Source organism: Nitrospina gracilis 3/211, assembly GCF_000341545.2.
Taxonomy (GTDB): domain Bacteria; phylum Nitrospinota; class Nitrospinia; order Nitrospinales; family Nitrospinaceae; genus Nitrospina; species Nitrospina gracilis.
Window position 1 is genome coordinate 1,629,953 of the sequence record NZ_HG422173.1, and the last position, 12,644, is coordinate 1,642,596.

Here is a 12,644-nt window from a genome sequence, read left to right on the forward strand (position 1 = left end):
ATTGGGGGAGGGGTCTATTACCCCATTGAATTATTGGTCATAACTCTAATTCCACTGCCACACGCCGTGCCGCCACGCTCACAACCTCAAACCAGCAAATCCGGCGTCCGCCTGTGGGCGCTGGAAGTGCAGGGAGACGTCACCTGCGCCGATTACGACGGCGTCTCGCACTTCCTCGCGCTCGGCTTTGAGGACGGGCACGTGCAATTGCTGGACGCCAACGGGCAGGTTCTGCTGGATGCAAACGTGGGCAAACCTGTCAGGCAGGTGCGGTTGTTGCCGGTCAAAAAACGTCTGGCGGCACTCGATGAGTACAGCCATGTGACGGGATTTGATTTTTCCGGAAAACAGACCTTCCGCCAGGATTACGACGCGGTGTGGACCTCGGTGGAGGCGAAAGGCGGTTTCTTTTACCTGTGGGGCTGGAAAGCGGAGACGCTCAAGGTCGACGGTTCCGGCCGAGTCCGCCAGCGCCTGCCCCTGCCGTCACCGCGCCGGGTGGTCCGCGCCGTCGGGAAAAAGGATCAGTTCTGGATCGTGCACAACCAGGTTTCACTCGGGCTATACACTGGCCACGGCGCCAATCTGTGGCTGGTCAATTGTCCGGCGGCGATCGACCTCGGGCGTGACCGTCCCTCGGAAATCGTGACCAGCGACTCCGGCGACGCGCTGGCCATCTGCTGTTTCGACAAGGGGGTGTATATCTTCGATGGTGAGGCGCGCACCTTGCGCCACATCGATCTCGACGGCATGGTGAACCACATCGACGTCAGCGGATCCGGCGACTACCTGCTTTTGTCCGATCCATTCCACAATGTTTACATGGTGGACCGGGAAGCGCAGGTGGTGTGGCAGACGAAACTCGACAGCGGAGTGGACGGGCTGTTCGTGGACCGGAAAGGGGACCGGGTGTTGACGTTCGAGGAATCCGGGGTGCTTTCCTGCCACAAGTTTGTGAAGGACACGGAAGCGCGCACCGATTACCTGGAACTCACCAGCTTCAGCGAGGTGTCCGACAAAAAGGAAATCTGGAAGGAGAAGGTACCTCCGTCGCTCGCCCACGGCGATCCGGTGTTGTCCCTGTCCGCCGACGGCAAACGATTTCTGATGGGCGGACGCAAGGACTTCCGCCTGCTCGACGACGCGGGCCGCGGATTGCTATCGAAAACCTTCATGACGGGCATGGATCACGCCCGGCTTTCGGATACAGGCGATCGCGCCTTTTTCTGGAGCGGCAACGAGTTGTGGGTGGTGGATATGGAGACGGGGAAGGAGACGCAGATCGGATTTTACCACTACCCGCTGAAGGCGGTGGGGATCGACCCCGAAGGCCGGGCCTTCATGACATACGACGCCAGCGGCTGGGTTGGGTTTTATTCCGGAAACGGCAAAAAGAAAGGTTCGCACGATTTCGACCTGCCCATCCGCGCCATTTTGCTGAACCAGCGTATCCGCATGGCGGCCTTCCACACGTCGCCTGCGGTGGCAGTTCTGCTGGACCTGAAAACGATGAAGGGCAAACGCCTTCGCCTCAACGCGCCGATCGACGCCTGGGCGCTGGACGATACCGGTCTTTATCTGGGATGCCGGGACGGCGGATGCCACCGTTTCAACCCGAAAGGCGAACGCGACTGGAAGTTCGCCCTGCCGGAGGCGCTGGGCGGCATCGATCTCCTGCCGCGCTTTGCAGTGTTCCGGGGAACGGGCAAGCATATGTTCGTACTGGAAAAGCTTGGTTACCAACCGGAAGAGGCAGTGCTTCATTCACCGCGTTCGGTTCTCACCCAGCACGGGGACGGTATACTGGAACTCGCTCCGGCCCGCGATGCGGTTTCGTGTTACAAGGTGCTCACGGTGGAACTGGTATGGAAAATTCATTGCGGTTCCACCGTCAAAGCCCTCGCCGCCAGTCCCGGAACCAACCGGCTGGTGGTGCTGGATGCCAAGCAGTGTCATTACCATCAATTGATCGCGGACGCGGCGGATCTGGAAGACCGCTCCGGTTTTCTTGAATTTTAACCGACCCGGGAGACGCCATGAAACAACTCAAGGAAGACATGTCCCTGTCCATCCGCGCCCGGTACCCCCTACTGTACCTGGTGACCTCGGAAGAAGCGCGCGCCGAAGAGATACTGCAGGAAATTGCGCAGTCGAGCCGGAAGGACCTGTTCACCTGGAGCCTGTCGCAGGGCCTGGTGCCTTCGAAGGACGGCGGCCCCGACTGCAACGAACCGGAATCGATCCTCAAACACATCGAGGCGTCGGACAAAAAGGCCATCTTTGTGCTCCGCGATTTCCATCCGTTTCTGGAAAAGGAAATCGTTCTTCGCCGCCTGCGCGACCTCATCAGCAACCTCAAGAAAAGCTACAAGACCGTGGTGCTGGTGTCGCCGGTCATGAAGATTCCGCCGGAGCTGGAAAAAGACATCACCGTGTTCGACCTGCCGCTTCCCGATCCAAAGGAACTCACCGCCGTGCTCAATCGACTGCTCGCGCCCTATCGCGACAGTGACAAGGTGAAGATCGACCTGCCGCCGGAGTTGCTGGAAAAAGTGGTGCAGGCGACGCTGGGTCTCACGCGCAACGAAGCCGAGAACGTGTTTGCCAAAGCGCTCATCACCGGGCGGCAGTTCGGCTGGGACGACTTGCCGTCGATCATCGAGGAGAAAAAACAGCTCATTCGCAAAAGCGGTATCCTCGATTTCATCGGCCTGTCGACGCAACTCAACCAGGTGGGCGGGCTCGACAAACTGAAAGGCTGGCTGGCCGAACGCGGCCGCGCCTTCAGCGTGAAGGCGCGCGACTACGGACTGCCGGAACCAAAAGGTTTGCTGATGCTGGGGGTGCAGGGGTGCGGCAAGAGCCTCGCCGCCAAGGCCATCGCCGCCGAATGGAATCTGCCGCTCCTGCGTTTGGACGTTGGCAAGATTTTCGATTCGTTCGTCGGTTCCTCCGAGGACAACATGCGCAAGGCCATTCACCAGGCCGAGGCCATGAGCCCGACCATCCTGTGGCTGGACGAAATCGAAAAGGGGTTTTCCGGCATCCAGAGCTCCGGTTCGGTGGACAGCGGCACCACGGCGCGCATTTTCGCCACGTTCCTCACGTGGATGCAGGAGAAGACGAAACCCGTTTTCGTCATCGCCACCGCCAACAACGTAGAGGACCTGCCGCCGGAATTACTGCGCAAGGGGCGCTTCGACGAAATCTTTTTCATCGACCTGCCAAAAGAAGGAGAACGCGCGAAGATTTTTGACATCCACATCCGGCTCAAAAAACGCGATCCGAAAAAGTTCGACGTCGCCGCGCTGGCGAAGGCCGCGGATCAGTTCAGCGGTGCGGAAATCGAGCAGGCGATTCTCTCCGCCATGTACCGCGCCTATGCCGAGGACCGCGAGTTCACGACGGAGGACGTGGCGCAGGAAATCGGTCGGACCGTGCCGCTGGCGGTCACCATGAAGGAAAAGGTGCAGTACCTGCGCGACTGGGCCAAGCACCGGGCGCGTCCCGCTTCCTGAACACGCTCTGTTTTTCAACCCTGTAAATCGCTTGCGCCTGCCGTCCGGGGCTCCCATATTTAAAGATGTACCTTTTTGGGAGCGCCTATGTGAAAGCCCTCATTCTCGACATCCAGAAAAAAGACTGGGAAACCACCCGAGGCATGACGTTCACCGACGTGAGTGAACCCTCTCTCGACGAACGCAAGAATCCCGATGACGGCGGCAAGGTCATCATCAAACCCCGCTTTGCCGGATTTTGCGGGACCGACAAAGGCATCTGGTTCCGCAAATCGTTCCGCGACATGATCTTCGACTCACTCCACCGCGACGGCCAACATTACCGCATCATGGGGCACGAACTGCTGGGCGAGGTGGTGGAGGCGGGATCCTACGCCGCCAAGCAGTACGGCTACAAGGCGGGCGACACGGTCTCGACCGAATCGCACATCTTCTGCGGGCGGTGTCATCAGTGCAAAATCGGCGACCAGCACGTGTGCGCCGACCATTTGATCATCGGCATCTCCACCGACGGCTGTTTCGCCGACTACATCAAGCTCCCGGCCAAGGGGTTGTGGCGGGTGGACACCGACCGCATCCGGCCTGAGGTGGCCGCCATCCAGGATCCGCTGGGCAACGCGGTTCATGCGTGCAGTCGCGTCGATCTGCGCGGGCGCACGGTGGCCATTTTCGGATGCGGCACCATCGGCCTGTTCACCATCTTGGTGGCGCGGGCGATGGGCGCGACCCACATCATCGGCGTCGATCCCAACGCCAAGAACCTCAAGCTGGCCGGGCGGCTGGGCGTCGATCTGACCCTTCCAGTGGACAAGACCGTAGAGGAAGGGGAGGTGGGCCCGGATGCGGACATCGTCGCCCGTATCCGCGACGACTGTTTCGGCGCCGGGGTGGACGTGGCGTTCGAGATGTCCGGGAGCAACCGCGCCCTCAACACCGCGCTCTCTGCGACCCGTACCGGCGGCGACGTCATCCTGTTCGGCCTGTCGGCGGGCGATTTCACGCTGACCGACTACCAGCAGATCGTCATGCACGGCAAAACCCTGCACGGGGTGGTCGGGCGGGAAGTGTTCCAGACCTGGTACACCATGAGCAACCTGTTGATGTCGAAAGGCCACGACCTGCAGGACAAGATTTATGACGTGATCCTGAACCGGGGAGAGGGAACGCTGTTCCCGTTTCATTCTTTCGACCGAAATGCGTTCGAGACGGCCATTCAGGAACATCCAAAGATCATTTTCCGGTTCTGACCGTGCACCCTTCCATTTGAGGAGGCAATTCCGACATGGACAACAAGCATCTCGAATTCATCCGGCAGGAGTTGCAGGACATCCGTGAGGCGGGGTTATATAAAGAGGAACGGACCCTGCTATCCTCCCAGCACGCACACATCCGCACCGGCGAGGGGGAGGTGCTGAACTTCTGCGCCAACAATTATCTTGGCCTCGCCAACCACCCGGAAATGATCGCCGCGGGGAAGGAAGCGCTCGACCGCTACGGCTACGGCATGGCCTCGGTGCGCTTCATCTGCGGCACGCATGAGGTGCACAAGGAACTGGAAAGCAAGGTTTCGCGGTTCCTCGGCATGGAGGACACCATCCTCTATTCGTCGTGCTTCGACGCCAACACCGGCCTGTTCGAAACCCTGCTCACGGAAAAAGACGCGCTGTTCAGCGACCGGCTGAATCATGCCAGCATCATCGACGGCACCCGCCTGTGCAAGGCCATGCGTTTCCGCTACAACCACAGCGATATGAACCATCTGGAGACGCGTCTCAAGAAAGCGGCGGAAAAGTACCGTTTCAAGCTGATCGCCACCGACGGCGTGTTCAGCATGGATGGCGACGTGGCTCGGTTGAAGGACCTGTGCGACCTGGCCGACCGCTACGGTGCGACCGTGATGGTCGATGACAGTCACGCCACCGGGTTCTTCGGTCCGACGGGACGCGGAAGCATTGAAAATGGCGAGGTTATGGGAAGGGTGGGTATAATCACTTCCACTTTTGGCAAGGCGCTGGGTGGGGCGTCCGGGGGATTCACCTCCGCTCGGCGGGAAGTGGTGGACCTTTTAAGGCAGCGCTCGCGGCCTTACCTGTTTTCCAATTCGCTGTCACCGGTGATCGCCGCAGTCACTTCGAAAGTGATTGATTTTATCGATGCTAACCAAAATCTGGTTAAAAAGCTGGCGGACAACACCCGCTATTTCCGGGAACGCATCACCCAGGCCGGGTTTGCCATCAAGCCCGGTGACCATCCCATCATCCCCATCATGCTGGGCGACGCCCGGCTGGCCCACCAGATGGCCGACGCTCTTCTCAAGGAGGGCATCTACGTGATCGGTTTCAGCTATCCTGTTGTGCCCAAGGGAGAGGCCAGGATACGCCTGCAGATTTCAGCGGCTCACGAGACTACGGACCTGGATCGAGCCGTTGATGCCTTCAGGAAGGTGGGCGAATCCTTTTCAGTCCTGTCCCCGGCCTGACACCCTGTGGGATTTAAGCCCTGCGTAGCTACCTTCTTTGGTTGTTTTTTTAAGTGTAGTTAATGAGATTGAGGTTGGGTGAAGTCGGAATTTTGGGGTTAAAAATTTTCGTTTTATTTTCGATTATTTGTGAAAAAATAGTATATCCGATTTCTTCAAGATATTTCGGAAGCGCTGAACCAGAGGGGTGTTTGGGTTGTGCCGGCCGGAGGTGGTTCCCCGGGTCACCGGTTAACCATATCGTTTGATTGAGCTAACACCGATCCTGAAATGGAAAAAATGCACGCTGAAAAATAGGCCGTTTTTGGAGCATCCCATTCACCAAAAATAAACGCGAAAAATTTTAATTGGAAAATCTTTTTTAATTCGAACGCGAGTTTCCTGGCATTATTTTAGTTGAAACAAATACCTGATTTTTTTTGTACAAAAATTTATTTCCCATAAAATCATTCGACATTTTGCATTTGTGAGAAAATATAAGAAAGCACAGTTCAAATTGTTTGGGTTGGATCGAAATCAATTATAGGTTGATCGTCCCTCGCAAATTTGATACTCATGTTTTCTCTTTTTACATAAATTCAAAAATCGCTTTTGAATTTTTGAAGAAGGAACCATTCCATCCCCGGTCCAATGAATCATTGGATTCGCCGTTGAAGCCGAACCCTGGTTTCATTTGAATAATCCGTTAGCTTAAAACTGAATTGCTGAAGGGTAAAACCGCCGGGGATGTTTTGCTCTTTGAAAGGAATCACCTTTGCTACGAATTTTGCCGGAAGGCCTCGCAGCAGCTATAAAAGGGGGTGTTGGCATGTTTCATAAATCTCAATACAAGGGTGGCGACATGAAGCCTAAATACCTGACAAAGCTGGGGCAAGTCCCACAGTTGAGCCAGGAAGACATAAAGGCGTTGGCGCCGGTCAGCGAGCAGTTTATTTTCCGCACCAATGAGTATTACCAATCGCTGATCGACTGGGACGACCCGAATGATCCCATCCGGAAAATTGTGGTCCCCGACGTCAGCGAATTGAATGAATGGGGGCGGCTGGATGCTTCTGACGAAGAGTCGTACACCGTGGGTCACGGCATCGAGCACAAGTACGATTCCACGGCCCTGCTCCTGGTAAACGAAGTCTGTGCGGCCTATTGCAGGTTCTGTTTTCGCAAGCGCCTGTTCATGGACGACAACGACGAAGTCACCAAGGACATCACCGAGGGGCTGGCATACATCCGCGAGCATCCGGAGATCAGTAACGTGCTTTTGACCGGCGGCGACCCGCTGATCATGTCCACGTCCAAGCTGGAGCCCATCATTCAGCAGGTACGCGAGATCGATCACGTGAGGATCATCCGCATCGGCACGAAGATTCCGGCATTCAATCCCATGCGCATTTACAACGATGATTCCCTGCGAGCCATGTTTGAAAAGTACAGCCTGCCGGAGAAGCGCATTTACGTGATGGCGCACTTCAATCATCCGCGGGAATTGACGCAGGAAGCGGTGCGGGGGCTGGATTTTCTAATGAAGTCCGGGGCCGTCGTCATCAACCAGACGCCGATGATTGCGGGAGTCAATGACGACCCGCAGGTCCTGAGCGAGTTGATGAACCGGTTGTCCTACATTGGCGTGCCGCCGTATTACGTGTTTCATTGCCGGCCGACACTGGGCAACCGTCCGTATACGCTGCCGATCGAAAAGGCATACGAAATCTTCGAACTGGCCCGCATGAGGGGTTCCGGCCTGGCCAAACGAGCAAGGTTTGTGATGTCGCACAGCACGGGCAAGATCGAGATCATCGGCCTGTCGGCGCGCAACATTTATTTCAAATACCAGCGTGCTGCAGAGAACAGGAACAGTTCGCGCTTCATGGTGTACAAGCGTAATCCGGAAGCCTTCTGGTTCGACGACTACAATGAACTGGTGGATGATTACATTCTGGAGGACGAGCGGGCTATGAGGCAGGAACCCGCCTTCGACTTCGAGTACGCCTAGCGGTACATAGATGGGCAATCATGCACCCCGCACGGTTCCGGGAAGGAACGGTGCGGGGTGTTTTATTTTGTACGTGAAAAAGGAGGTTGCTTGAGGGCGCGCGGTTGCCGGCGGGAGGGGGTGGTGAACCCGTGTGGATTATTTGTATCCCTTTGCGTCAGTGAAATCCGCGTGGTCGGTTTTTGCCCCCTCAAGATTGGCCTGGGTGAGGTTGGCTTCCCAAAGTTTCGCGCCGGTGAGGTTTGCACCCTGCAGGTCGGCGTTTGAGAAATCCGCTTCATCGAGTTCGGTGCGGTGGAGATCCGCGCCTTTAAGATGGGCCTTCACGAGGGAAGCATGGCGCAGGCGCGCTCCGGCGAGGTCCGCGCCTTCCAGCACGGCTCCTTTCAGTTTGGCCTTGCGCAGGTCCGCTCCGGCAAGGGCGGAATTTTTAAGTGAGGCTTTTCCCAGAACCGCCTCTTTCAGATTCGCACGGCTCAAATCGGAATCATCCAGAAGGGCTTCCGTGAGGTCCGCTCCTTCCAGATTTGCGTCGCTCAGGTCGCTCCCAGTGAGGTCCGCTTTAACCAGCTTCGCCCGGCTCAGGTGCACACCCCGCAGGACCGCCCCGCGCAACTTGGCGTCGTTGAGCTTGGTGCGGTTCATGTGCGCGCCATCCAACTTCACGTCATTGAGGATGGCGTTGTTGAGGTCAGCGATATCCATGATGCATTCGCTCAGATTGGAACCTTCCAGATTGGCACGGCGCATGATGGACCCGTTGAAACGAGCCCGCGCCACCTCCGCACGGATCATTTTCACTTCGGTCATGTCCGCGTTGGTGCAATCCACCCGCATCATTTTTGTATTCTGAAACAGCGCGCCGTGGAGTTTCGCGCCCTTGATTTCCGCGCGGGTGAGCTGGGCGTTGGTGAAATTGGTTTCGAAAAACACGCCGATGCTCAATTTTGCGTCGGAGAGGTTGGTGTCCGTCAGGTCCGCCTGCTTGAAGCTGGCGCGGGAGAGGTCGGCTCCGGTCAGGTTGGCTGAAGTGGTCACGGTTTTTGAACAGTCGGCCTTGATCAATTTCGCGTCGACCAGGTTGGCGCGGGTGAGGGTGGATTCACGCAAAACCGCGCGGCGCAGGTCCGCACGCTCCATCACTGAATCGGTCAGGTTGGCCAGGGTCATTTTGGTGTCGTTCAGGATGGCGTCGGTCAAGTCGGCCTTGTTCAGGTCGGCGTGGTCGAGCAGGCAATCCGAGAGGTCCGAGTCCGTCAGGCGGGTGCCTACCAGTTTGGAGTTTCTGATGTCCGCGCCGTAAAAAATGAGATTGGAGAGGTCCAGACCGGAGAGATCCATATCCCGCAGGTGCGGGGTATCGTCTTCTTCCTCTTCACTCGTTTTTTCTTCTAGGTCTATGGCGCCAGCGGTTCCTTCATTTAAATCTTCCCCGGTTTCATCGTTCCCGTTTTCCGACGGCTCCTCTTCCACCTCGGGTTCTTCCTCCTGGGGTTTTCCTTTATTGGCTTCCGCTTCCTCGGCTTCGCGTTCGCGGACTTCTTTCAGCTGGTTCAGGATGTCTTCGACTTCTTCGCGCGTGAGATCGGCCATGGACTTTTCCCGTTTGAATGCTTGAGAACCCTTGTTCATTTGGGGATTCCGGCAGGGTTCCGGATGAAAAACAAGTCAAAAACATATATGAGGACCGGAATAAACGCAAGAGCGGGTTTCGAAAAAATGTCCGGATTCCTCAGAGGCAGCTGTAGCGGTTGCAGAACAGGGTGGTGACACGCCGCAGGGGGGATTCGAGACGGTCCAGCACGGTATCCAGGATCGCATCGGGGATGTGGCGGTAAAACGCATGGGCGACCGCACCGGCGATGCAGGCGAGGGTGTCGCTGTCTCCTCCCAGCGAGACGGCCTTCCGCACCGCATCCTCGAAATCCGTCGATTCCAGAAACGCGCGCAGGGCAGGCGGAACCGTTTTCTGGCAGGAGATGTCGAAGGTATGATCACGCCTCCGGATATCGAGCGGCGTGTGCAGGTCGTAACCGAAACGCGATTCGATTTCCTCCGCCAGCGCGTCTTTCCCCGATCCGCTGCGTGCGAGGAAAACCGCCAGTGCGGTGGCCTGCGCGCCTTTGATGCCCTCCGGGTGATTGTGCGTCACTGCCGCGCTTTTTTCAGCCTCCAGTAAAACGAGTTCGCTGGAACCGAAGGCGAAGCCAACGGGACTGACCCGCATTGCCGAGCCGTTGCCCCAGCTGTTGTAAGGCTGGGAAGCGTCGGATTGGCCCCATTTCAGGAAACCACCCCCGTATCCGGCATCGGGATACCGCCGGAAATAGTTTTTCAGCGTGTTTCCGTAGCTGGTCCCGTTGAAAATGCTGTCGGCCACGGCAACGGTCAACACCGTGTCATCGGTGAAGCAGGAAGCGTCGGTGAACAGTTCGAAATCGACGGTTTGGATGGGGGCGTGCTCGAAGCGGGACCCGATGATGTCGCCTGCGATGGCACCCAGCATGAACGCCTCCTTTCATTTCATTTATGCTGCGGGGGTCCTCCACTGGGCCGCAGCCTTTGCCCTCTTGCCGAAGGCCGATGGATGCCGTCGTTATACCATTCTTGTGGGGATTGACAAGACGGCTGTCCATGAAAAGGACCGGACAGCCGGAATATTGCAACTCCCTGAGGTAGGGCGCGGTTTATCATTGGTTTTGGGGTTGCCTTGGTAACACATTGAAAGGCAGGGCCTTTTAAGGCATGAAAGGATGCGGAAAATCGCAGAATGTATTTGCCAGCGGAACTCCTTGCCCTTATTCTGAAACAAATCCGCTAACCTTATCTTCCGGTACCCGTTTGGACGCATCCACCACTACTTCGACCCTGTCACCTGCTGAAACCACGCCAAAAAGGGATGTGTTTCCCGTCTGGTCGGCGTTCCGCCTTTTGGGATTCAGCTTCCTTCTTCTATTTTTCGAAGTGGCGCTGATCCGTTTCATTCCGGCTCACGTACAGGTGGTTTCCTATTTCATCAACCTGGTTCTCATCTCCGCCTTTCTCGGCATGGGTGTGGGTATGATCCTCCAGGCACGCGGCCGCACCACCGTAATCGGGTTCGCCCCGTTGCTGCTGGTTCTGATGGTGGTAGTGAATTACTTTTCCAATGTCTGGGTGCAGGTGCCGCAGGCGCAGGGGGAATATTTGTGGACCACTGTGGTGAAGCCCTCCGAAGCCGTGCAGACCTGGGGAATGGAGACGGTGGTGTTCGTGGTCTTTGTATTGTCCACGATGGTATTCGTCCCGCTTGGGTCGGGAATCGTGCGCGAGTTTGACCGCTTTAGACCACTGGTCGCCTATTCGGTCAACATCCTGGGCAGCCTGCTGGGGCTTGCGGCGTTTTCTCTGTTCAGCTGGTTGTCCATGCCGCCAGTCGTGTGGTTTTCGTTTGGCTCCGTGTACTTTGCCGCGCTGTGTGTGGACAATCGCCGGGTGCTGGTTTCCACACTGTGCCTGCCCGTGGTGCTGTTTCTGGTTTACAGTTTGGGACACAACGGGAAAAATGGCGGGGAACTGTGGTCTCCTTATTACAAAATAAATTACTCCGTTCACGAAGATCATTTTGATCTGTCCGTGAACGGCTCATTCCATCAACACGCGCTGAATTTTTCGGATGAAGCCGTTGCCCGGTCTCCCTATAACAGAAGGGTGATGAAGGATTTCTCTGCGCCTTACCACTTCGCCAGATCCGTGGAACGGGTGCTCGTGCTGGGAGCGGGCACGGGAAACGATGTGACCATCGCCCTTCACCATGGAGCCAAACATGTGGATGCGGTGGAGATCGACCGCGAAATCCTGCGTCTCGGCAAACAGCATCATTTCCAGAAACCGTACGCGGACTCCCGGGTGAAGGTGTACAACGACGACGCGCGGGCGTTCCTGAAAAAAAACAAAGAGAAATACGACGTCATTGTGCTCGGCACGCTGGACAGCCAGACCCTTCTTTCCAGCATGTCGTCGGTACGCCTCGACAACTACGTCTACACGCGCGAGTCGTTTGAGTCCATCCGCGATCATCTCAAGCCGGGCGGGGTGCTTATCCTTTACCATTTGTCCGGCAAGTTTTTCATCGCAGAAAAAATTTATACTACATTAATGGAAGTGTTCCACGAACAACCGCTCATGCGGTATATTCAACCCTCGCACCTGTTCAATTTCACGTTTGTGGCGGGATGGTCGGATCAAATTGACGAAAGCTTCTGGGACGATCCGGCCCTCCCCGCCTTTCAAGAAAAGTTTGACGTTCCCATCGGCCCCGATGGGAAGTTGGTCCCGAAGTACCAAATCCCGACGGATAACTGGCCGTACCTCTACCTGCAGGAGCCGAAGGTGCCGAGCCATTACTTCAGTGTCGGTGCTTTCATCCTGGCTTTCTCCCTGGTGCTGGTGTGGTGGAGTGCGGGAGGAACTAAATTGAAGCACCAACCGGACTGGACCCTGTTCCTGCTGGGGGCGGGGTTTCTCCTGCTCGAAACCAAAAGCGTCACCGAAATGTCGTTGCTGTTCGGGTCGACGTGGCTGGTCAACGTGCTGGTGTTTTCCTCCATCCTGGTGGATGGTGCTGTTCGCGAACCTGGTTGTGATCCGCCGCTGGTTTGAGAACCGGAATCTTCAA

At 56.7% G+C, this 12,644-nt stretch carries 8 protein-coding genes; 6 read left to right on the forward strand and 2 right to left on the reverse strand.

Going from position 1 to position 12,644, the window contains the following annotated elements:
• The 5 genes from TX82_RS16230 to TX82_RS07725 form a co-directional block, all read left to right on the forward strand.
• The coding region (locus tag TX82_RS16230) for a hypothetical protein (RefSeq protein WP_222822986.1) at positions 1 to 2,019 on the forward strand (2,019 nt) is incomplete at its 5' end.
• 17 nt (positions 2,020 to 2,036) lie between these two features.
• On the forward strand, positions 2,037 to 3,518 hold the full coding sequence (locus tag TX82_RS07710; protein ID WP_005009002.1) for a Ycf46 family AAA ATPase: 1,482 nt from the start codon (positions 2,037 to 2,039) through the stop codon (positions 3,516 to 3,518).
• An 89-nt stretch (positions 3,519 to 3,607) separates the two neighbouring features.
• Positions 3,608 to 4,765, forward strand: a complete 1,158-nt coding sequence (locus TX82_RS07715) for a zinc-binding dehydrogenase (RefSeq protein WP_222822988.1) — start codon at positions 3,608 to 3,610, stop codon at positions 4,763 to 4,765.
• Positions 4,766 to 4,800: 35 nt separating this feature from the next.
• Complete coding sequence (gene kbl, locus TX82_RS07720) at positions 4,801 to 5,997, forward strand: glycine C-acetyltransferase (protein WP_005009006.1); 1,197 nt, start codon at positions 4,801 to 4,803, stop codon at positions 5,995 to 5,997.
• 808 nt (positions 5,998 to 6,805) lie between these two features.
• On the forward strand, positions 6,806 to 7,987 hold the full coding sequence (locus TX82_RS07725; RefSeq protein ID WP_005009010.1) for a KamA family radical SAM protein: 1,182 nt from the start codon (positions 6,806 to 6,808) through the stop codon (positions 7,985 to 7,987).
• Between the two features lie 138 nt (positions 7,988 to 8,125).
• Here the strand turns inward: TX82_RS07725 and TX82_RS07730 are convergent, their stop codons facing one another.
• Complete coding sequence (locus tag TX82_RS07730; protein WP_052338224.1) at positions 8,126 to 9,619, reverse strand: pentapeptide repeat-containing protein; 1,494 nt, start codon at positions 9,617 to 9,619, stop codon at positions 8,126 to 8,128.
• A 100-nt stretch (positions 9,620 to 9,719) separates the two neighbouring features.
• The gene (locus TX82_RS07735; protein WP_005009015.1) at positions 9,720 to 10,493 is read right to left on the reverse strand and encodes an ADP-ribosylglycohydrolase family protein; all 774 of its coding nucleotides are present in this window, start codon (positions 10,491 to 10,493) and stop codon (positions 9,720 to 9,722) included.
• Positions 10,494 to 10,828: 335 nt separating this feature from the next.
• Here TX82_RS07735 and TX82_RS07745 point away from each other — a divergent pair, with 335 nt between their 5' ends.
• Positions 10,829 to 12,628, forward strand: a complete 1,800-nt coding sequence (locus tag TX82_RS07745) for a spermine/spermidine synthase domain-containing protein (protein ID WP_187291936.1) — start codon at positions 10,829 to 10,831, stop codon at positions 12,626 to 12,628.
• Positions 12,629 to 12,644: the final 16 nt, after the last annotated feature.

What these genes read in the sequence shown, in the direction of transcription:
- TX82_RS07710 (WP_005009002.1), top strand. Translation starts at nt 2,037, where the DNA reads ATGAAACAACTCAAGGAAGACATGTCCCTGTCCATCCGCGCCCGGTAC.
- TX82_RS07730 (WP_052338224.1), bottom strand. Translation starts at nt 9,619, where the DNA reads ATGAACAAGGGTTCTCAAGCATTCAAACGGGAAAAGTCCATGGCCGAT.
- TX82_RS07725 (WP_005009010.1), top strand. Translation starts at nt 6,806, where the DNA reads ATGTTTCATAAATCTCAATACAAGGGTGGCGACATGAAGCCTAAATAC.
- TX82_RS07735 (WP_005009015.1), bottom strand. Translation starts at nt 10,493, where the DNA reads ATGCTGGGTGCCATCGCAGGCGACATCATCGGGTCCCGCTTCGAGCAC.
- kbl (WP_005009006.1), top strand. Translation starts at nt 4,801, where the DNA reads ATGGACAACAAGCATCTCGAATTCATCCGGCAGGAGTTGCAGGACATC.